Origin of the sequence: Ureaplasma miroungigenitalium (assembly GCF_025780085.1) — a bacterium.
Lineage (GTDB): Bacteria > Bacillota_I > Bacilli_A > Mycoplasmatales > Mycoplasmoidaceae > Ureaplasma > Ureaplasma miroungigenitalium.
In genome coordinates this window covers 61,555-83,547 of sequence record NZ_JAOXHL010000001.1, presented here as the reverse complement: position 1 = coordinate 83,547, position 21,993 = coordinate 61,555, and the positions used below count along the sequence as shown (strand labels likewise).

General features: G+C 29.9%; 11 protein-coding genes. 9 read left to right on the top strand and 2 right to left on the bottom strand.

The features are described from left to right. Nucleotides 1-32: 32 nt before the first annotated feature. The gene (gene ruvA / locus OF376_RS00295) at nt 33-629 is read left to right on the top strand and encodes a Holliday junction branch migration protein RuvA (protein ID WP_263821560.1); all 597 of its coding nucleotides are present in this window, start codon (nt 33-35) and stop codon (nt 627-629) included. Beyond that, on the top strand, nt 619-1,557 hold the full coding sequence (gene ruvB, locus OF376_RS00290) for a Holliday junction branch migration DNA helicase RuvB (RefSeq protein WP_263821559.1): 939 nt from the start codon (nt 619-621) through the stop codon (nt 1,555-1,557). Before ruvA ends, ruvB begins: the two co-directional genes overlap by 11 nt. Nucleotides 1,558-1,590: 33 nt before the next feature. Here ruvB and OF376_RS00285 read toward each other — a convergent pair whose 3' ends face one another. After that, nucleotides 1,591-5,490 (bottom strand): MnuA family membrane nuclease, encoded by a 3,900-nt coding sequence (locus OF376_RS00285; protein ID WP_263821558.1) that lies wholly within the window; start codon nt 5,488-5,490, stop codon nt 1,591-1,593. A 334-nt stretch (nt 5,491-5,824) separates the two neighbouring features. On the opposite strand from OF376_RS00285, the gene OF376_RS00280 reads away from it, so the two are divergent. From OF376_RS00280 to OF376_RS00255, 6 genes are all read left to right on the top strand, one after another. Continuing rightward, nucleotides 5,825-8,431 carry an ABC transporter permease gene (locus OF376_RS00280; RefSeq protein ID WP_263821557.1) on the top strand — a complete coding sequence of 869 codons (2,607 nt, stop codon included), beginning with the start codon at nt 5,825-5,827 and terminating at the stop codon, nt 8,429-8,431. A 140-nt stretch (nt 8,432-8,571) separates the two neighbouring features. After that, a complete protein-coding gene (locus OF376_RS00275) occupies nt 8,572-9,354 on the top strand; it encodes an ABC transporter ATP-binding protein (RefSeq protein WP_263821828.1) in 783 nt (260 codons plus the stop codon). Further along, complete coding sequence (locus OF376_RS00270; protein ID WP_263821556.1) at nt 9,338-11,836, top strand: aromatic motif membrane protein; 2,499 nt, start codon at nt 9,338-9,340, stop codon at nt 11,834-11,836. Before OF376_RS00275 ends, OF376_RS00270 begins: the two co-directional genes overlap by 17 nt. 7 nt (nt 11,837-11,843) lie before the next feature. Continuing rightward, complete coding sequence (locus OF376_RS00265; RefSeq protein WP_263821555.1) at nt 11,844-12,893, top strand: aromatic motif membrane protein; 1,050 nt, start codon at nt 11,844-11,846, stop codon at nt 12,891-12,893. A 105-nt stretch (nt 12,894-12,998) separates the two neighbouring features. Then, a complete protein-coding gene (locus tag OF376_RS00260; RefSeq protein ID WP_263821554.1) occupies nt 12,999-15,653 on the top strand; it encodes a Vmc-like lipoprotein signal peptide domain-containing protein in 2,655 nt (884 codons plus the stop codon). Nucleotides 15,654-15,828: 175 nt separating this feature from the next. Then, entirely contained in the window at nt 15,829-19,140 is a 3,312-nt protein-coding gene (locus tag OF376_RS00255; protein ID WP_263821553.1) for a hypothetical protein, read from the top strand. Between the two features lie 137 nt (nt 19,141-19,277). Here the strand turns inward: OF376_RS00255 and OF376_RS00250 are convergent, their stop codons facing one another. Beyond that, nucleotides 19,278-21,182: a M13-type metalloendopeptidase gene (locus tag OF376_RS00250; RefSeq protein ID WP_263821552.1), complete on the bottom strand. Its 1,905-nt coding sequence runs from the start codon at nt 21,180-21,182 to the stop codon at nt 19,278-19,280. 107 nt (nt 21,183-21,289) lie between these two features. Between OF376_RS00250 and OF376_RS00245 the strand changes: the two genes are divergently transcribed. After that, entirely contained in the window at nt 21,290-21,988 is a 699-nt protein-coding gene (locus tag OF376_RS00245) for a hypothetical protein (RefSeq protein ID WP_263821551.1), read from the top strand. The last annotated feature ends 5 nt before the right edge of the window (nt 21,989-21,993 follow it).

Sequence of the window (21,993 nt, the reverse complement as noted above, 5' to 3'; positions counted from 1 at the left end):
TTTATCTCGTTTAGTATGATGAGGTGAAAAGAATGAATTATATAATATTGAAAATTACCCAATCATATAGTAGTTTTTTATTAGGAGAAAACGGATTCGTTGGGTATTTAATTAAAACGCCCAAGGATTATAATTTAGAAATCAATAAGTATGCACGTATTTACATTTATCAGCATTTAATTCAAGTCAATAATAAAAATATTTGACGGCAAGAGTTATATGGTTTTAAAAATCTATATGAACGTAATTTGTTTGTTGATTTATTAAATGTAAATGGCATTGGGGTGAAAAGTGCTCTAATGATTTTACGGCAAGATTGCGAAATGGTGATGAATGCTTTGGCTACCCGTGATTTAGACACACTTATTTCGATTAAAGGATTTAATCAAAAAGTAGCTAGCTTGGCTATCAATTTGTTAGCTGAAAAATATTTAGCACGACTAGATTCACAAACATCGGCGAATAAAAAAACATCGGTGGCTAAAGAGTTAATCAGTGGACTTAAGAGTCTGGGATATGATAAGCAAGCCATAGATTATGCTTTAAGCAAACTTGATATCCAAAAAGCTAACACAGAAGAATTAATGACTCAGGCCATTCGCGAAATTAGTTTACTAAATGAACACTAAAATTGATTTAAGACCACAGAAGTTAGCTGATTTTATTGGGAAAGATGTTTTGATGAATGATTTAAAAACAGCTATTTATGCTGCCATACAGCAAAACAAACCTCTAGATCATATTTTGTTTTATGGTTATCCTGGGGTTGGTAAAACCAGCTTAGCACATGCTATTGCTAACGAGTTGGGAGTGCAAATTCACCTTACACAAGGGAATTTATTAACTAAAACAACTGATATACTTAATTTATTATCGTTAATTAACGAAAAAGACATTGTTTTCATAGATGAAATACATTCATGTCCAAGCATCGTTTTAGAAACGCTATATTCTATTATGGAAGACTTTGCTATTGATGTCCATTTAGGCAAGGATTTAAATATGAAAACAACTCGTTTAAAAGTTCCGACTTTTACTTTAATTGCTGCGACCACAGCCTTTGGAAAAATTCCACAACCACTAGAAGAACGGTTTGGCCATCTCTATTATTTAAGTGAATATAATAAAGATGAAATGAGTGCGATTCTTTATCGAAATGCTCAGAAATTAAAAACATCATTAACAGTTGAAGATTGCTGATTAATGGCTAATTATGTAAAGGGTGTGCCGCGATTGGCTAATCGGTTATTAAAAAGAGTTATTGATTATCAAATAGTATATCCCAAAACACCAGTCGAAGAAATATTAAAACACATGCAAATGTTTGATGATGGTTTGAGTTTAGAGGATGTACATTATTTACAGGTTTTATTTGCCCATGAAGAAGAAATGGGTCTTAAAACACTGAGTCAAATGTTAATGACCGATCCACAAACTATCGAAACCAAAATTGAACCCTTTTTGTTAAAAAACCAGTATATTATTAAAAATTTAAAAGGACGTAAAATTAGTGCGAAGGGTTGCGCCTTTATCATTAATAATCAATTGCAAAAATAAAACACGCAGGTATATCAGCGTGTTTTTTGTTATTTATTTTTCATCATTTGGGTTTAATTCTAATTCGAAAACAGTTGGTGAGTGGTCAGAGACCATACTACGAATTAATTCATAATTTTCAAATGACCCTCAGCTAATGTATGGATATGTTTGATAAGCTAAGTTCACTCAATCTTGTTGTAGGATTTGATCGTTAAAAATATTTCAAATTGGATAAATGTATGGGTTGGTAGTCTTTAAATTTGTTTTAACAAAAATCTTATCGTACGGGTTGGCGTAAGTCATGTTTTTGTTTGACAATGTAGATTTATGTAATTCATCATCAGCAAATAAATTATTGAAACCAGAATCAATGAAATCCTTAAATGCTCATCATTCTTGATTAAATTTAATATTCGTATCACCCATAAAAATGAAATCATCGTCTAAGTTATTATCAATAGTTTGAACTTCTTTAATGACATCAAGCATGTCACGCGCATTGTCTGCTTCACGTGATCCTGTACCTCAACGATCAGGAATAAATTTAGTTGTATCATACCCCTTAGCTTCTAATAATTCCTTAGTAACTACGACTTCGTTTTGGCTTTGTTTAGCACCCGGTGAATCAAAGTGAGCAACTACTAACGTAAAGTCATTGACAATTTCGCCGATAGTACTAAATTTAACGCTATAAGGAGGTCGTGAAAAGTCAATAGATTGGTTTTCACTAAAGAAACCAGGATGCATTGGGTTTGAATAAATATGACCGATTTGGTTATTTGCAAAGGCTTTAGGTTGTACTTTATTTGTTTTATAAATTACAGCAATACGTTCTGTTGAAGTATGTTGTTTAGTAGCTAAAGCAGCGTTTTGTGAACCTTCTAGATTATTTGAAAGCACATAAGCATATTGCACGTTTGGATCAAAGCTATTTAGGTGTTTAATAATGCTGTCTACTGGGAGGTTGTTTTCCTCTTCATCAGCTTTTATTGGCATAATTTCTGTTAATGCAACAACATCGTAATCCATTTGCCGAATCATTTGGGCAATAGCAATATTTTTGGGTGTTTTTAGTCCATCTTGGTGTAAGATGTTTCAATGACCGACTCTTAGTTTAGGAGTATTATTGTCGCTAGTTTGTTGTTGTTTAATTTGTTTAATTGTTCATAGACAATCGATTAGTTTATTTTTTAATTCTACATCTGATAATGACGTATTCGGTTCGATTGATTGTAATTCATTAAATACTGCTTGTATTTGTGTTTTTTGATCAGGAGTAGAACACGTTTGTATATTAGCACTTTCAGTGTCTAAGAGTGCTTTAACTTTTTGTAAATAAAACTCTTTATCATTAAAATTGTTTGAAACAGCACGAGTTTGTAGTGTGTTAAAAATAGCGTGATCATATAATCGGCTAATTGGTTTAGCGTTTTTTAATAAACGAATAATAATTTCACGGATAGGTGCTTTATCATCATCATTTTTAGAATACTTAACACTAGCTTTCATAAAAGCTAAACTATCTCTTTTTTCTGTTGGGAAAATAAAACCTGTGTATAAAATATCAGGCACTAAAATAGTTAACACATCATCAGGATTTTTAGGAACGTATTCCCCGTTTTCATTTCGAACAAGTAGATTAATAGCTTGGTGTTGATCATCAAAAACTACACGAATTTTGTTTGATCATGAAAAAGCGTCATTTTCAGCTTGGTACAAGTTAATTTTTTCTAATAAGTTGGCTACACTGATTTCTAAACTAACTAAATGGTTACTAAAATAAACCATTTGATAAATATCGCCCTTTGTTAAAGTTTTTTGTTGCAGAATATTTTTGTAAATCGTTCCGCTATTTAAGAAAACACCATCATATGATTTAGGTGTGAATTCGAATTGATGAGGACCTTTAAAATTAAATTCATGACTTACATAATTGTCTTGAATCAAGTCGGCAAGAAAACTATTTAATCCAGCGACATCTTTTTGATTTTTCACTAAATCAATTACATCAGCATTTTCAAAAACAACTTCGTTTTCAATGGCTTTTAATTCTGTTCGTAAGAATTTCTTCATTGTGATAGCAAAATCAGTTAGTGAGTAATGGTAATCAGCATTTTTTTCGGGATTTAATAAATCATCTTCATAAACAAAGTCTTCACGCATTTTTTTAGTTTTATTGTAATGGCCAGCAGTAGAAACGTCTGTGAAAGCTTTTGGATCGATATTAACACGCGGTTTTTCGTTTGGTGCTAAATTTGTGAAATCTAAATCAATGACTAACATTTCATCATTATATTTAGTGTAGACGTAAGGGATATTTTCTTGGTTTTTTGTTTTAATAAAATCAGCATTTCGTGAGTGTTCTAAACCATAAACCAAATCAATTGGCTCTGTAATCTTAGCTGCAATTTTATCAATTTCGCTTAACTTACCTTTAGAACGTTTATTTTCACTAGATGTCATTCAAATGATATATTCGGCACCATTAGCTTTTAATTGAGCAATTTCTTTGTCAATGGCCTGTGCTATTTCTCAATAGCTTTCACTCTTTAAATCTTGGATAGCATCATAACTATTTGTTCGATTTAGATTGATTGATGAAGAACCAACAATTCCGATTTTGTGATTTTTAAAGGTAATGATTTTACTACCATCGGTTAAATGTTGGTTATTTTTGTCAACTAAATTAGCACTTAAAAAGTTAGCTTCTTGTGGATTAGCAAACATAGCCTTCGTGTACTCCTTAAAATTACTAATTTCATTATTATTAGAAACTAAATCATAAGATCATAATAAGTCACGATCATTAATAGTACTGGCTTGTGGTTTTAAAAATGATAAAGCTAATGCAGCATATTTACCTTGTGTTAAATCACTTAAATTATCTCCTGCTAAGTGAGTTTCACCTGTCAAATTAATACCATTTAAAAGTACGGCTGTATTCGTATAACCTTTGGATGCTTTAACTTTATTGACTTCATTTAATAAACGTAGGAATCCAGGTTTCTTTAAATAGATTTTTTGATCGCTTCAATCGTCATATGTTTCTTCATTAATTTGTCCATTAATGTTACCTAGCAAGATTAATGAGAAGACATCTGAAGACTCAATAGTCTCATTATGAGCTTTAATTTCACTGAAAGTTTGTTTGATTAACTCTTTAGTGTTTTTAAAAACTGGTTCCAAATTACTGATTGTTGTTTCTATCTCAACAAAAACTGCTGACTCTTGTTTAACATCTGCTAGACTTAACAGTTTTTTATAAGTTTCTAAATACGCTGATTGAGCATGAGCAAGCTTATCAAAATTTTCTTTTATTGTTTGGGCTTGTGCTAAATCATAGTTTGCCCCACTCATTAAGGCGTTTTGTTCATGAATAAAAGCATTTAGCTCATCATTTAAACTTAATAAAACACGATCATAAGTACGAGCACTATATGAATTGATTAATTCAACTTCGTTTTTTTGTTCAAGAATAACTTGCTGAATAGCATTCATTTGAACTTGATGTTCTGAATTATCTGGGGTGTTAGGCTCTGATGGGTTTGTTTGGTCATCAGTGTTTTCATTATCTGTAGTGCCTGCTGTTGGGTCTTGATCATCTTTATGATTAACTAAATCATTTTGATTGGTATCAACAGTTTCAGAACCTTGCGTTTTTTGCTTTAACAGTTGATATTCAGCTTGTGTTTCCTTAATTAATTCCTTTAATTGGGAATTAAAAAGATGAACATTAGTTTGGTTTTTGTATAGTTGGTCATACGCTGTTTGAGCTTTTTGATACAACATACTTGCTAGTTCATCTTTTTTAATTTCATTTAATAAATTATTGAATTGATTAATTAATTTAATATCTCTTGTTTCGTTCGCACACGCAAAACCAATTGATGCTACAGCTGAAACTAGCATCAATGAAGAAATTGCGCCGATAATAATTTTTCTACGCTTCATTTATTTCCTATCCTATAAAATCTCTAAAAGTATAATATAGCATAAGCAAACATACTCCTCCAACTTTTTTATAAATATTTTTTTCATCCACATATCGACTAGAATAAAGGAGAGAAAGGCTATATAAATAAAAAAATTGTTTTGTAAAAGAAACGTGAATATTTTTTGTTCCAGTCTTTTTTTCGCCTTTTTGTAATTAACCCAAAATGTGTTATTTTTTTTCGTTTTTTTAACCTTTTTTTATTTTTAAGGGTCCCAAAGCACTATACAAGCCAACATAAACGTTTAAGATACTATGGAATTGCAAAAATATTTTATAGGAGGGTTATATACCTTGAAAACAAACCATGCAGGAGTTTCTGAAGCATTTAAAAAAAGTTACTCCTATTCGTCATTTTTAGGACATTTAATTTTTAAGAAGGTTAGTACATGATGTTTTGTATTAATACTTTTTTTAATTATGATTCCATTTACTTTAATTGCGCGCTTTGTCGCTACAGATTTAAACCAGTTTTTGATTATTTCATACGTTTATATTTTCATTAACTTATTACTAACAGTGATTTTTAGTGTCATTAAAGCATTAAACCTTTTTAAAGATTTATCAAGAAACGGGATTGACATCTTAGTTTTTTCTAAATCTATTTCAAGAAAGAACATTATTTTAACAAAAATTGGTTTCCTAGTATTCTTAGGAACAATTTGAAGTGTGGCAACATTCATTTGCTTTATCGTGTTCTATCTAAGTAATTTTACATATCAAAAAGAAGTTAACTACTGATATGTTTCTGGCTTCTTTAGCGTTTTCTTTAGTTTTTTAATTTTCGGATTCATGACTAGTGTAATCGCTTTAAAAGCTTCTTCAAAAGTGGCTATTATTGCCCCAATTATTACTTTTATTCCCCTTGCAGTGATTGGTTCAATTGCTTCAATTGTTTCAACACCAACAAATAACAAAATGGCCGAATATTTAAATTTACAAAAGGCCAACTACCATAGTGGAACATTAGGGAATGTCGAAACTTTTTATTTAAACAATAACAAGGACGAAGTCTTTATTATTCCTAAATTAGAAAATGAAAAAGACACAGAATTCTCTGAACGTCAAAAAGGTTTTTTGAACAGTGTTAATGATGCTGCACAAAAAGCACCAAAACCATGACAAGCAATCTCATGATTATCTGTACCATACCAATTCATGGATGTGTTCAGCATTCAAGATCATGATCCCATCGGTTTAAACGTTAGTTTACAACCAAATAATCTTAAAAAATATTTATATTCTAATCCTTTGGCATCACAAGAGTATCAATACAAAATTATGCCAACCAAAAATCATTTACAAACATATAAGGTAAGTGATGACTCAATGATTGCTAAAAACATTCATGAAAACTATTTAGTACCTGGTTTATTAAGACACTATTCAGTGGTTTCAGAAAATAACAGTGGTTCTTTAAAAGATCGTGAAATTATTTATGCAAGAATGAATGCTGACAATATTAATGTGGAATTTAAAGAAGATAATAATATTTTTGCTGATCCAGCAAATTTAGTCGGAAAAATCTCATGAAGTGTTGTTAAAAATACATTAGATTCTAAAGTGTTTAATGCCAAAGCCGAAGCATTCTATAACCAATATTTAAAAGATCTTCCAACACAAAAAAAAGCGACAGCTAACGCGTTAGAAATCAAACAAGAAATCATGACTTTAATTAGTTATATTACACGTTATGATAATGATAAAGACCAAACGTTTAACGCTTTAGGAACTTATTTAGATAAGGCCAATAAAGCAGCTAAAGTAACTATTTTTGATCAAATTAAAAAAGCAAATCAATACCTTGACCAATACCAAGAAAATATTCAAGAATACAGCAAAAATCCTGAAATAGTTGCTGCACAAAAAACATTAGAAACAGCTAAAAATAATGCTGAATCAAACACTAATAAAGATCCAAACAAATTAAGTAATTTAATTCAAGCTAACAAAAACTTCGCAAAAGCTATTAAAGATACTTCTGAGTTAGATGCTGTGAAAGAAAATGTAGAATTCATTTTAGAAAATGAAATTTATAACTTAGTACGTGTTAATGAATTGCAAAAATTAATGAGCAAAATTAAGATTAATGAAACAACTGAAAAAGAAATCTACATTCAACAAATGCGTATTTTATTAGCGTTGTTACACAATAAATACAGTTTCGCTAATCCAGCATTAAATGATACTTTAATTTACTTAGCAGAATGCTTAAATAACCAAGTAACAATCGATGAATTAACTGACCATATCAACCAAATTGTTAATACTTTACCAGCAAACGAATCTACAACAAACTTAAAAGATGAATTAGCTAAATTAAATAAAGATAATAGAAACACTTATATCAATAATGTAGTTGAATTATTCAACTTATGAATTGATAAAAACCATGAAGAACACGAAAGTGTATCATTCTTAAACTTACAAGACGATGAATCAATTTCCCCTTTATTGAATAATGATTATTTAGCCGATTTAGAAAACCAAATGCAAAAGAAGGTTTACTTAATCACTTCATTAATTTACTGAATTTACTTTAATAAATCAGATTCTGATGTTTTAGATTACATTTTAAAAAATGATACACCAAGCCTTGAATATACACCGTCTCAAATCCAAGTTAATATTGATGGATATATCTACTATATCGGTGGTTATGAGTCTTATTTATTAACTCAACACAGTAAAGAATTACCTTCTGGATTGAGAACAATTGTTCACCGTTATGAACTTTCAAAATCAAATAACTTTTTATTCCAAAACGTTGATGAAGTTTATTCTATTCAACGAATAAGTAAGGTAGTTGTGAAACCGGCTTATAGTGTTATTTGAATTTCGCTAGCAACATTATTGATCTTGGGAACATACTTTGGATATGTAAGAAGGGATTATAAATAATTCATGATTTTAAAATTTAAAAACTTACCTAATACAAAACAAGGAGCATGCTAAAAATGAACGATAATTTATCTACTTTAAACAATCCGAATGATTCGCCAGCAACATGTTTAGCTAAAGATTCTGCTTGTTCAAGTGAAATGACTGATAAGTCAATTCAAAAGACAACACCACATGATCCTAATGATATTTTAGTAGTTAAAAATTTAACTAAAATATATAAAAATTCTGACCGTGGTGTTTCTAATTTAAACTTCGTAGTTAAAAAAGGTGAAATGCACGCTTTTATTGGGGAAAATGGTTCTGGAAAAACGACAACTATCAAAACCATTATCAATGCGTATACACATTATTCAGGTGAAATCTTAATTGATGGTTTTGACCACCGTTTACCAATTTCTCGTGCTAAATTGGGTTATGTTCCCGAAATCGCTTTATTTCCTGAAGAAGTGACAACTTTTGAATACCTATATTCACTAGCGATTTTATCAGGAGTAAAGAAAAAAGATGCTAAGGAAAAAATTCGTTACTACTTAAATAAATTCGAAATTAGTCATTTAGAAAACAAAAAACCTGTTTCTTTCTCATCCGGTCAAAAGAAAAAAGTGTTGTTAATTCAAGCCTTAATTCACGATCCGGAATTAATCATTCTGGATGAACCAACAGCCAACTTAGACCCTTCATCACGTCATGAAGTCTTCATGATTTTAAAAGAATTAAATGACAATCACAAAACTGTCTTCTTATGTTCACACATTCTAAGAGAAATGGAATCATTCGCTAATTCATTAACTTTAATTCACCGTGGTAAATTAATTTATACTGGTCCTAAATATGACGAGTTAGAAAAAATCTACTATGAATCAGTGATTAAAGTTGAAAAAGAAAAAAAGGGAAGTGATCATTGTGAAAATCAAGAATAAAAAACTAATTATTCCTTTAGTTTTAGGTTCTATCGCTGCTGTTTCTAGTATTGTATCCCTAGCTGTTTGCTTAGGAGTTAAACAAAAATCGGAAGAGCAATATCAAACAAAACTACAAAAAGCTCATTCCTTGCTATCACCTGAATATGAAAATTTAATTGATTCATTTTTTAATCAAGATACAAGTCAGGCTGCTCAATATGCCTTTTCACAAAAGCAAATTAGTACAGCCCACATTCAGGATTTAAAGTTAGCCCTTTCTTTCTTTAATCCGCACCGAACAAAAGGTTATGATGATGCGCAAAAAGGTGATTTAAACTTTAATAAACGTTACAAACGAACGCGTATTCGTTCTCGTGATCAATTGTTTAGTAGTATGACTACCGATTGATTATGAACCCTTCTAAATATTAATAAGTTTGAATTCTTATTCAACCCTTATGGACACGATGGTTATCGTTGATTCAAAGGTGAAGAAGAGTTGTTTGTACAAAATAAAACACAAATAAAAACAACAATTCAGCAAATTGATAACCGCCAAATCGCTTTATTTGATACAAACCAATTACCTAAAGGGCACTTTTACAATTTTATTGGAGTTGATCAAACAATCGATAAAATCGATATGGTAAAACGTGTTTATAATTTGAATAATGACCAACGGTTAATTAACAAAGTTTATATGTATGAAAATGACCATTTAAATCTTTATGTTGACATTGCCAATGAAAAAATTAATCAACCGATTTATATTGATTTCAAAGATCAACAAAACCATATTATTACGCAAGCTATGCATCAAGAGCAAAATTTCCTATCTTTAGATCTAACAAACACCCAACTTGATAAAAACAAACGTTATGAAGTAGTTAGTTTATACACGATAGATGCTAAAAATCAAAAAAAATATTTAAACAAATACTTGTCTGCGATGCATTTTCAAGCTTTCACAATTAACGATTTAATTTTCCAAATCAAAAATACTAAACATGAAGAATTTTTGAAATTCGATTTAACACATGATACTAATTTAGGGGATTCTGAATTGTTCCAAAATTACCATGTTGGTGATGAAGTAACAGGTATTTTTGAAATTTGAAACGAAAATAACAATGTTATTAGTATTAATGACACAACGTATAACGAAATTTATGAATATAAATGAGAACATACACCAGATGATTTTTATCAAGAAAAATCAGTTTATTACATGGTATATGATCATAATAAAATTATGCGTTTAACAAAATTAAAAGATGACCAAGAATTATTCTATGGTCGTTTAGATTGGGATTTATTTGTTTTTGATCACGAAATTCAACACGACGAACTAGTTAATTTTGCAAACACTTTTGAACAAAAAACAAAAGCTTTATATGATCAAGAGTTCAATGATGAATTACAAGGGATTTATGATGAAATTGATGAATATGGATACACAACAGATCCTGATCAAATTGCTAAAATTAAAAAGAATGAACGTGACAATTTACGTAAAGAATTTGAACAATCTAACTATCATTTCAATCTAAAACCGCGGATGCTAACTTATAACTACCAAGTAGCACAAGAATTACAGCAAACAACACCATTTAAAATTTATACTTTACGATCAGTTAAAGCAGATATTTTCTTAGATACTATTGAACCAAAAGATAAACAAGTAATTACTAAAAAAGAAACAAAAATTCCCGAATTTTTGAGTAAATACAACAACCATGATTTAGATGTTGTATCTAAGAATGAATCAGTTGAACAAAGAATTTCAAAAGAAATCATCAAGAGTTTGTTAAACGAAATATACGATTATGATTCAGTCTTAATTAACGACTACGTCAAAGAACAAAACGACCCAGAATACCAAGCTAATTTAATTGCAGAATTAAAAGCTTATGCAAAAGAATATCACAAGAAATTTGATCAACCAGCTAACCCTGAAGATAAAACCATCTTTGATTCGCGTGCCGATGCTTATTCTAAATTGTTATCTAAAAACTGATATTTTGTCTTTACGCACTTAGAACACTTTGAGTTCTTATTTGTAGATTGATTTAAATTACCGACTAATTTAGATACAGGTGCTCACCATAGTGAAGAGTATTTAACTAACCTATCGTTATCAGCACCATATAAACCATTTAGATTTGGGGACCATATTTATGAAGAATTAAAAGAAACTGACGTGTCTAAAGCACATAACTCAGATGCGTTAAGTCGTGAATTAATGTTAAAGAAAAACAATTCATTATTCTGATTTAATATTTATACAAAAAATAAAATCAACAATAATATGGGAATTAAATTATACCCCTACACCTTAACATTTAAATCATCAAAATTAAGTATCTCTATTTCTACATTAACAAACAATTTCCACTTATCATACATTCATGGTGACCAACGTCACTACGACATTTTTGAAAAGAAGCTTGTTAAGCAATACGGATTACCAGCTAAGATGGTAATGGTTTGAAAGGATTAAGCAGACTATGGCAATGAAAAAAAACCAAAGTTTATTAAAAAATAAAAAATGATTAGCTTGATCGCTAGCAAGCATTGCTGGAATCAGTGCTCTAGGAGCATGTGCAACTGTTATTAGTAGTTGTAAAAATGATAAAGGCACAAGTGTTAGTTCAAATTTAAATTTAAAGAAATTTGAAATTCAAAATGAAACCCAATCCTATGAATGATCATTATTTTTAAAAAATACACCAATTAGTCTAATGCTAAAAGATATTTTCCCAAACCCAGATGATCGTCAAAAATTTATTAGTCAACAAAAAGCGATTGATAATGGTTATTTAACTGAGTTACGTGATGCTTATGCTTATGCTAACCCATTAAATAATGAAAATGATTCTAAGGGGTTTAACCCTTTTAATGAATTCACGCCATACATGGCTAAACGTCAGAGATATTTAGCGACTTATGGACCTTTTACAAATAACTGATTGTGATTCTTATTTAACATCTCAAACTTTGTTTATGTACTAAACCCTGAAAAAAGTGATGACCCCACAATTTTAATTAAGCAAAGTTTATCAGATTTAATTAGCGATAATACACTAAATGAAAAGTTCTATCGTGCTAAAAATAACCAGTTTGTTGAATTAGTTAAAGTTGTTAACACTAATGATTTAGCTTCAACAAAAGAAACGATTATTGATCCAGACACGAAAGAAAAAATTGATGTGCGTGTCACTGAAGTTGAATATTATCTTTTAAATAAAGATGGTTATTGAATGCGAATTTCAACAACACAAGCTTTAGATGATAAAGATCAACAACACGGTTTGCGTTCAATCACCCTTTATGAAAGATTAACGACCTTGCCTAAACTAAAAAGTTTCAAAAAAGATTTATTAAAGAAATTTAGTTTAGCCAAATATATGGATGCAAAACGAGGTAGTGAATCGGGTACAAAGCTAATTGCTAAGTATTCAGAACTACATATTAACAATATTAATGATTTTTATGGCGGAGAACCTATCGATTATTTAGTAGTAGAAATCCTTGATTCGAAGGTTAATAAGAAATAACATTAATACTTAAATGAACTATTTAAGTTCCATGAACTACTTTAAATAAAATGGAATATATTGATTTCTAAAATTTATATAGAAAATCAAAAAAACGGAGTAAATATGAAAAAAATAAATAAACGCTTTTTATTAGCTAGCGTTGGATCACTAGCTATGATTACCGCTGTAACAGCTGTTGCAGCTAGTTGTAAAAAAGAAAATTCAGATGATACAAAAATTGACTGAAAAGTTTTAAACCGAAACACAATAATTAGTTATAAAAATAATCACGAAACCAAGTTTGAAGACGTGCCAACAACTCTAACTAAGGATTTGTTTATTTGTAAAAATACTTTAGTTGGTGTAACAGTAGAATTTATTAGTGCTAAGAAAACAACTGATAGAATTACAATTGATTATAAATTAACTAAAAATAATGAATCATCAGAAATTTTTACAAAAGAATTAGACATTGAACACTTTTTACACGACCACGCTGCTCATGAGAATCATCACGATCACGACCATGGCCACGATGATCATGATCATGACCATGACGAACATGGTACAGTAGATTTTGAAGCCTTAAAAAAGACAGTAACAATTAATTATGTTGATGCAAGTAAAGTTTCGTTTGCTGATGCTAAAACAACGAACGAAGTTTATACATTAACTTCAACTGATAAAGGAGCAACAGTTATCTTCGTTTCAGCTAGCAAAGAAGCAGATAAGTTGGTTGTTTCTTATAAACTAACTAAAAATAATCAAACATCTACAGTCTTTACTTTTGACATTCCTTCTACGGTTTTTGCAAATGGGAATGGAAATGAGAATCCAAATCCTAACCCTCAAGCATCATCTGCTGAATTAAAATTAACTTCATTTAAAGGTGATGCTAATGCAAAATTAGAAAACAAATTCTTAGCTCAAACAACGATTAGTTATACAGATGCTAAACATGGATTAGTTTACCTAGGAAAAAACTATAGTGAAGAAGATGAATATGGTTTACATTTAAGCATTACACGTCGAAGCGGTGCTATGGCTAGGGTTTTCATTCAAGAAGTTAATGAAGCAAATGAATTAGTGGGCGAATTAATAGGTAGTGAAGCCAAAGAAATTGAACGTTCAACGCTGATGGCTAAATTTAAAACGCCTATTGATAAGTCAAAGAAATATAGTTTAGTAAAAGTAGAATTATATAATGAAGTTGGTTCAAATCCTTTTGAAACAATTCTAACAAACGGCATGAAACCATTTAGTCTTTCAATTAATTCAACTGATTCAAATAACACTGACACAAATGTTTATTTAGATGAACAAAATAGCCATGTTTTATCTTTAGGAGACAATCAATACGAATTAAAATTACGTGTAGATAATCCGATGATATTAAAAAACAAATCTTTTAAAGTAGTAGCTACACCAAACGCTAATTTAATTGGATCACCTCGTGAAAATGAAGATGATGTTTATGCAGAACGTGCTAGTTATGATGATGGTTTCTTAAAAGTTGTTTTTACAACACGAAATGGAGGTTTAGCATTCAACTCAGCACCTGAACGATACTACATTAAAATGATTCAAGTAGAATCTGGTTGAGGGGATGAATCATCAAGTAAACCTACATTAGCTAAAATCGATACAATTAATGGAACACCATTTTATTCACCAGTATCACTAAAAGATAAACAAGCAAAAACACAATATGAATTAGAGTATACTAAATCAGATTATCAATGATTTGATTATGAACGTCTACCAGCCTTACCATTAAACAAAATGGGTGATATTTTTACTAACAATTTAGATGGTCACTACGGTACTAAATATACTATTTTAACGATATTACCACTTTATAGTGGAAATACATCTAATGAAGATTTACAACAAACAGGTAAAACCCATAGTTTTAATATCTGATTACACTTTTTAGATTCTAATGGTAAAAAATTAACTAAAGTTAAACCAGGCACATTTGTTGTTTTTGAAGTCGAAGAATATGATTTAAGTGGTCACAAAACCGACAAAGCATTAATTAAATCAGAACCTAACGAAGTCGATTTTGCTGGTCGTTTATATCTAGAATTCAGAGGTAAACGATCATATGATGCTGTTGATACAAAATATATTACAGCCAATATGTTTTACAAATTAAAAGCTGTTAGATTCTATAGTGATCCGCAAATGCAACATGAAATTGAAGGTGTACAATTCAAAGCACCAATCGGTACAATCTTTACAACATTAAATACTTCTAAAGATGTTCAAGAATATGATGGTATTGATTTTGGTGAAGGAACTGGTGGTTCTAGTGGAACATCTAACCCAGAAAAACCAGTTAACCCAATTTCAGGGGATGTTACACCGGAAACATTGCTTGGTAGTTCATATAAACAAGCCACTTATAAATTTAACGAAGATAAAACAAGCGTTACAATTACATTTACTAATCCAAACATTAGTAAAGAAATGATTTTAAAAGCTTTTGCTAATGATGATTATGAATTAGATGACATTACTTTCCCAATCAAATTTGTTTTTTCAGGTAAATATTTAAATGCTGATGGTAATTTCGCGAAAACATTTGATTCTGAAGGTGCGATTATCAACAGTGCTACAGACAGTTTCTCTGTGACTTTCAACGTTGAAAATCCAAACGAAAACTTTGAATTCTTACTTGAAGGTATTTTAATCCAAAGTAGTATGGATGAAGACTTAGCAGAATGAACAAATATTGATATCAATTCAAAACTACGTTTAACTCCTGCAGCATAATTAAAAAATATTCAAAAAGAACCAGTGCTGGTTCTTTTTTTTGTCCACTTTTTGCTGATTTTTCAATGAAAAGAAGTAAAGTCTTGTTTTTTAAAAAAATAAGCAATTATTTTGGAGTAAAATAATAGAGACAACTTGTTATGTTGTTATGTTATATAATGAAAGGTTTTTTGTTATGAGTGTTCATCAATATCAAACGCCATTACAGAATCTAGCATTTGATAGCTCAACCAAAAGTGTTATTAAACGATTTTTACACGGTTCGGCCCGCTTCATTGCTTCTTCTGTTTTAATCTCCTTAGCATTAATCCTTGTTGTCGTGAGTATGGCAACAGGTTTAAAAGATGGTGCTTTTGGAGTTCAAAGTATTAGCTATATTACGGTCTTCCAATTAGCTTTTGCACAATTAGGGGGGATCGTCGGCGTTTTAATTGCTTTGTATTCGAACAATTTCCATGCTAGAGATAAACATCAATTTAGCTTAAATAAGTCTTCTCAACAAGCAGGGAGTATTTATGCTTTATTATTTGGGATCTTTTTATTAATTATTTATTTCCCAACAGCGCACGTATATAATCAATACGCGAATATTCACGTTAATACGTTATATACTCAAGAACAAGGGATGCTTTATATTTATGCTTCTTGCGGATTAATCTTATTCTCTTGTTTAAAACAATATTGATTATCAATTTTATACAAATCTCGTTTCTTAAAGAATCGAATTATGTATTATGTTTTTGAAATTAGTTTATATGTTTGCGGTTTAGGATTAGCATGTTTAATTGGGTTATTATCTAATTTAACATATCCAGGATTCGGAATCGGTTTAAGTATTGCTAGTTTTGTAGTTAGTATGAGTATTTTTGCTTATATTAACGCAACCCACTTATATTTACGTGATAAACTAGTTCTATTACGCACACAATTTATGGCGATTTTAAAAGCCACATGAGACTATACATTAGTTTCTGTCTTCACATCTGTTATCAAGATGTTTACAATGATTGCTTTATTCCATGTGATTAATGATAAGATGGTTGGTTCAACACCATTATACATGCAATCAGCGCGGATTATTTGATATCAAGCAATGATGTTTATGCAAATGTTCTTGTTTGGTATTTCGGATTATTTAGTTTATTTATTTGATAAACAAATGATTCGTCAACAACGTTTCCACAAACCAGAATTATTCTGAACAATCGTGATTTATGGATCATGTACTACAATTATTTTAGGAATTATTTTTGCTTTTAGTATTCAAGGTTTTAGTAACTTGTATGCACGCAACCAAGATTTAATTATTCCTGTCGAAGAAAATGCTCCACCAGCTTATTTATATGAATTGTTTAGAAAAAAACTATTAGAAGATGAAAATAATGTTCATAAGATCATCGATGGTTTTGCTCAAACACCAGAAGGACGAGCTTTATTTGAACAAGCAATTCATGTAAAACTATTAACGCGTTTAAATAACGACCAACCTCTAGACCAAAACATTTTAACAATGTTAGAAAAAGAAGGTTTTGATGCTACTTTAAATGCAATGATTAAGAAAATTGCAGCAGATAAATTAGCTAATGATCCGAGTGTTCTTAATTTAGCAACACAAAGTGTACAAATTGAATTCTTAAAACGTTTAACAAAACAAACAACTCTTGATCCTCAATTAGTTCAAATGGTCCAAGCTAATCAATTTAACCAAGCAGTCAATGTAATTATTGAACAAATTAAAGCAACAAAACCAACTGAATTTAATGAGTTGATCTTAAGTTATCAAGTTGATGTAATTAAAAATTTAATGAAGACACCAACTTTAGACCCTCTTGTATTCCAAATGATGCTAACTAATCAAACAACCGAATTAGTGAATACTTTAGTTACACAAAAAGCACAATCAATTCATCAAGCAAATCCGCAATTATCTTTGGAACAAGCAACAGTTGCTGTTCAAAAAGAAATCTTACAAGGTTTATATCAATCAGCTTATAACGATAGTTTACTAACTAATTTCAATGAGGCTGTAGATAATTACTTTAGAAATTTAGCTGATAAAAATTTAACTATTTTAGTGCAAGCAGAAATTACTAAAAAGATTTTGAACAAGGATGTACTTAACACTGAATTCTATGCACTAGTTAATCAATATATTACTAACCAAGTTGAAGCGTTGAATTTAAGTGATCCCGAACATAAAGCTGCTGCTTTAATTTTAGTACAATCTGAATTGATTAAGAAACTGACAAACCAAACAACACTTGATCCTCAAGTTATGCAAGCAATCCAAAATAATCAATTCAACACAGTCTTAGATAATGTCATAATGCAAGGTATTCAACGTTCAGAATTAATGAAACATAAAGTTGAACATGAAGTTGCTTTGGGAATTATTCAAAAAATTATCGCACCCAACCAAATTGATGGACAAATTACTCAAGGTTTACAAAATCATGGTCTTGTAGCAGTGATTAACCAAATTGTTCAAAAAAAGGCTCAAGCACTTAGTGTTCAACATCCTGAACTACCTTTTAATCAATTATTATTAGGTGTGCAAAAAGAAATTTTGCAAGGATTGTACCAAACTAAATTCCATGACAATTTATTAGCTAACTTTGAACAATCAGTCAATAACGCTTACAAAGGTTTAGTTGAAACTCAATTAAATTCACCAGCAGTATTATCGCAAGCTAAATACTTAGCACAAACTAAAATTTTAACGATTTTAGATAGCCAATTAGTTAATAACGCTTTCGTTAATTTAATAACAAAGACTGTACAAGACCAAGTACACAACAACCCATTAGTTTTAAAGAAAATAATTATGGGCGTACAAACAAAAATTCTTGATAAGTTAAATCTTGAACAAGGTTTATATGCTCAAGGTTTAAGTATGATTCAAAATAATCGATTCAACGATTTTGTCAATAATGCATTAATGAATCAAGTCTTCATTCCACAAGCTATTGATCTAAAAACGCAAGAAACTATTAATAACTTGAAATCACCAGATGCCCAAGTGGCTTTAGACCAAACTAAATACTTAGTAGATCGTCTATGAGTTAAAACGGATGAATTCTTTGTCCAAAAGATTAATAAAGTCAATCCATTTACACGCTTATTTAAACATATTGATGCTAACGACATAGCTAATGAGTTTAGTCACAAAAATGCATTCATTCATATCTTCTTACTAAGTTGATTCTATCCATTAGCATTAATCATTATTCGTTATGCTGATTTAATTAGATGTAAAACACCGTTACCTGTGTTCACATTAATTATTCAAATTGCTGCCATTGCTTTTGTTGTAGGTTTTGGGGTTAATTATCAAACATCAGATACTTATAAAGGTTTATATGCATGATGCATGCCACTATCAATTATTGGAGCCACAATTCTATGTGCAGCCTTCATAATCGTTGGTGTTAACTATTTGAAATATCAAAAAGCTCTCACAAGCAACAAACCACTACTAATTAACTAGAAAACATAAAAACAGATAAGTCAACCGACATATCTGTTTTTTATCTATATAAATACACAAGAGATATTTATACAAATAAAACAAAAGAAAAAAACAACGTGTCACGTTGTTTTTTTATTCCTAATGAATTTTATTATTTATCAAATAACAGCTCTTTTTTCTGGCGCTAAATACATTTTGTCATCTTCTTGGGCATCAAATACTTGGTAGAATTCATCAAAATTACTAATTTGGACATTAGCTCGTAATTTCGCTAATGAGTGTACATCAGATTTTATTAATAATTGTGCATATTGGCTTCGGTGTTTGCAAGCTCAAACGCTAGCTCAACCATAAAAGAAATCTTTAGCATCAAAGTCGTTTTCTTTTTTAGCTGCTTCATAAGCACACATGAAACCACCTAAGTCAGCAATGTTTTCAGAAACAGTTAATAATCCATTACTCATTCCATAAGGAGTCTTAATTTGATCAAACATGTCAATTACTTTTTTAGCACGTAAATCAAATTCAATTCGATCTTGATCAGTTCATCAGTTGTTTAGATTACCTTTTTCATCAAATTGTGATCCATTATTATCAAAGGCATGAGAAATCTCGTGTGCAATCACGGCTCCAATTCCACCATAGTTACGTGAACTAGAATATTTTAATGAAAAGAATGGTTCATCTAAAATAGCTGCAGGGAAGACAATGACATTTTTAAATGGATGGAAATAAGCGTTGACAGTAGCTGGACTCATTTCTCAATAGTCTTTAATTGGTTGCATGTATTGTGCATAATGGTAAGCTGTAATAACTTTTGAATAGGCTTGTATATTATCAAAAATGTTATCTGCTGTTGTTTTTAATTGATCATAGTACGGTTCATAATTATTGGGAAAAGCAATTTTAGGTTCTAAAGCGTTTAATTTACAAATTGCTTTTTCGATAGTTGCTTTAGATAATCATGTATTTTTTTGTAAACGTTCTTTATAAACGTTAATCATTGTTTCAACCATATTTTCAACTTTAGCCTTAGCTTTATGACCAAAGAATTTTTGGGCATAATAGATACCATAAGGCATTTTGAAATATGATGTAGCTAATTGATATGCAAACTTAGTTTTGCTAATCATTTTTTTAGCACCATTAATTAGTGATGAGTAAGCAAATAAAAGGCTACGAGCTTCTTCTGTTGTATATTGGGCATTACTCATTAAGAAATGAGCGAACATACGCGCTTTGAATAGTTTAAATGTTGTTGGATTATAAATCGTATTTAAAGCTTCAATAAAACGCGGATTATCAACGATAATCGTAGTAATATCTGGGTCTTTAACTAATTCTTTAGCAATTTCAGCAATATCAAAAATTGTTGTTTTTACATTAATATCAGCTAATTTATACACGTTATATGATTTAACATAATCGGCATGTTCAGTTGCTGATTTAGCCATTTCAATATTTAAAGCATCGAAAGCGACAGCATCCTTAGCAATGGTTTCTAAAACATCTTTTTCAAAACCAGCTAAAAGACCTAGTTGCACAACAGTTTCTTTGAATTTGTTTAGTAATAAGTCACGTTTTTCATGATCTTCATAATATGATTTTTCAGGCAAGATTAGATGAGGGTGATCCACAGCTAAAACTTGTTTAGTATTGTCCACAAAATCTTGTGTAATACCGAAAGCGAAAGGTAACATAAATCCTTCGTATTCGTAAGTTATATAGTTTTTTTGAATATCATCATAATTTTGAATATTCAAAATCTTTTCCAATGAAGGAACTAATTTAGTTAAACCAAGTGTTTCTTTATAGTTATGATTTTTACATACTTTATAGAAACTAATGAAATTTTCTAAAGTTTCATTAGGAATTAATGCCGGTTTTTTGCATCATTCATTAGCTAATTTTTTTAAGTTTTTTTCAATCTTTTTATCTAAAAGACTAAAACCACCCACAGCTGATTTATCTTGGGGGATTCGTGTTTTTTTAAGTCATTCTTTATTGACTTCGGCATAAAAATCTTGTTTTAATGCTTCTATGTTATATTTTGACTTCATATCCTTTTCCTTTATATCATAAATATATTTAATTATATAAAATTAGGATATTAATACCACACATACTAATAATTATTTATAATATAGATAAGATTAGGATGGATTATATGCACATTTTAGAACAACAGACACATACTTATTTAGATAGTTTAAAAACAAATCAAATGCTAAAAAAGTTTTTTGAACAAACAAAAGTTGAAAAACGATTGCAAAAAAATGCAAAGATTGGTTTATATTCAGTCTTAGGTATTTTTGTTATTGCCGTTGGTTTATTAATCGCGGGTGCTTTTATTAAAAACGGTCAAACATGAGCTAACAACCCATGAGCGATTGCAGTAATGACCTTAGGTCTATTTTTTTTATTATGTTTAATGATTCCTTTTTTTATAGTTATTGTTCTAAACAGAAAAATTGTTAAAAATTTTATCAAAACATATTTAGATCATACAACGATTAATGTTTTTTACAAGAAAATCGGTGCTTATTTAAAAGATTTTAGTTTCCAAAAGATTACTTGAAATGATACGGAAGTCATTTATGATTTTCTTTATCAAAAACAAACATACCAATTAGTAATTAATAAAGACACAGCTTTTTTAAAAATCGCTGACCAATTAATTAATCAAAAGCCATATGATCAATTAAATTATCACGATGACCATTGATTTATTTTCAATAGAATCGATGCAGCTTTTTTTAAAACTTATCCAACTAAGTGTACAGATTATTTAGCGAGTCAAATCAATCACAAGGTGCTTTTAATGATTCAATTATTTGTGCAGTTAAACAAACCTCGTAAGGAGTAAAATAT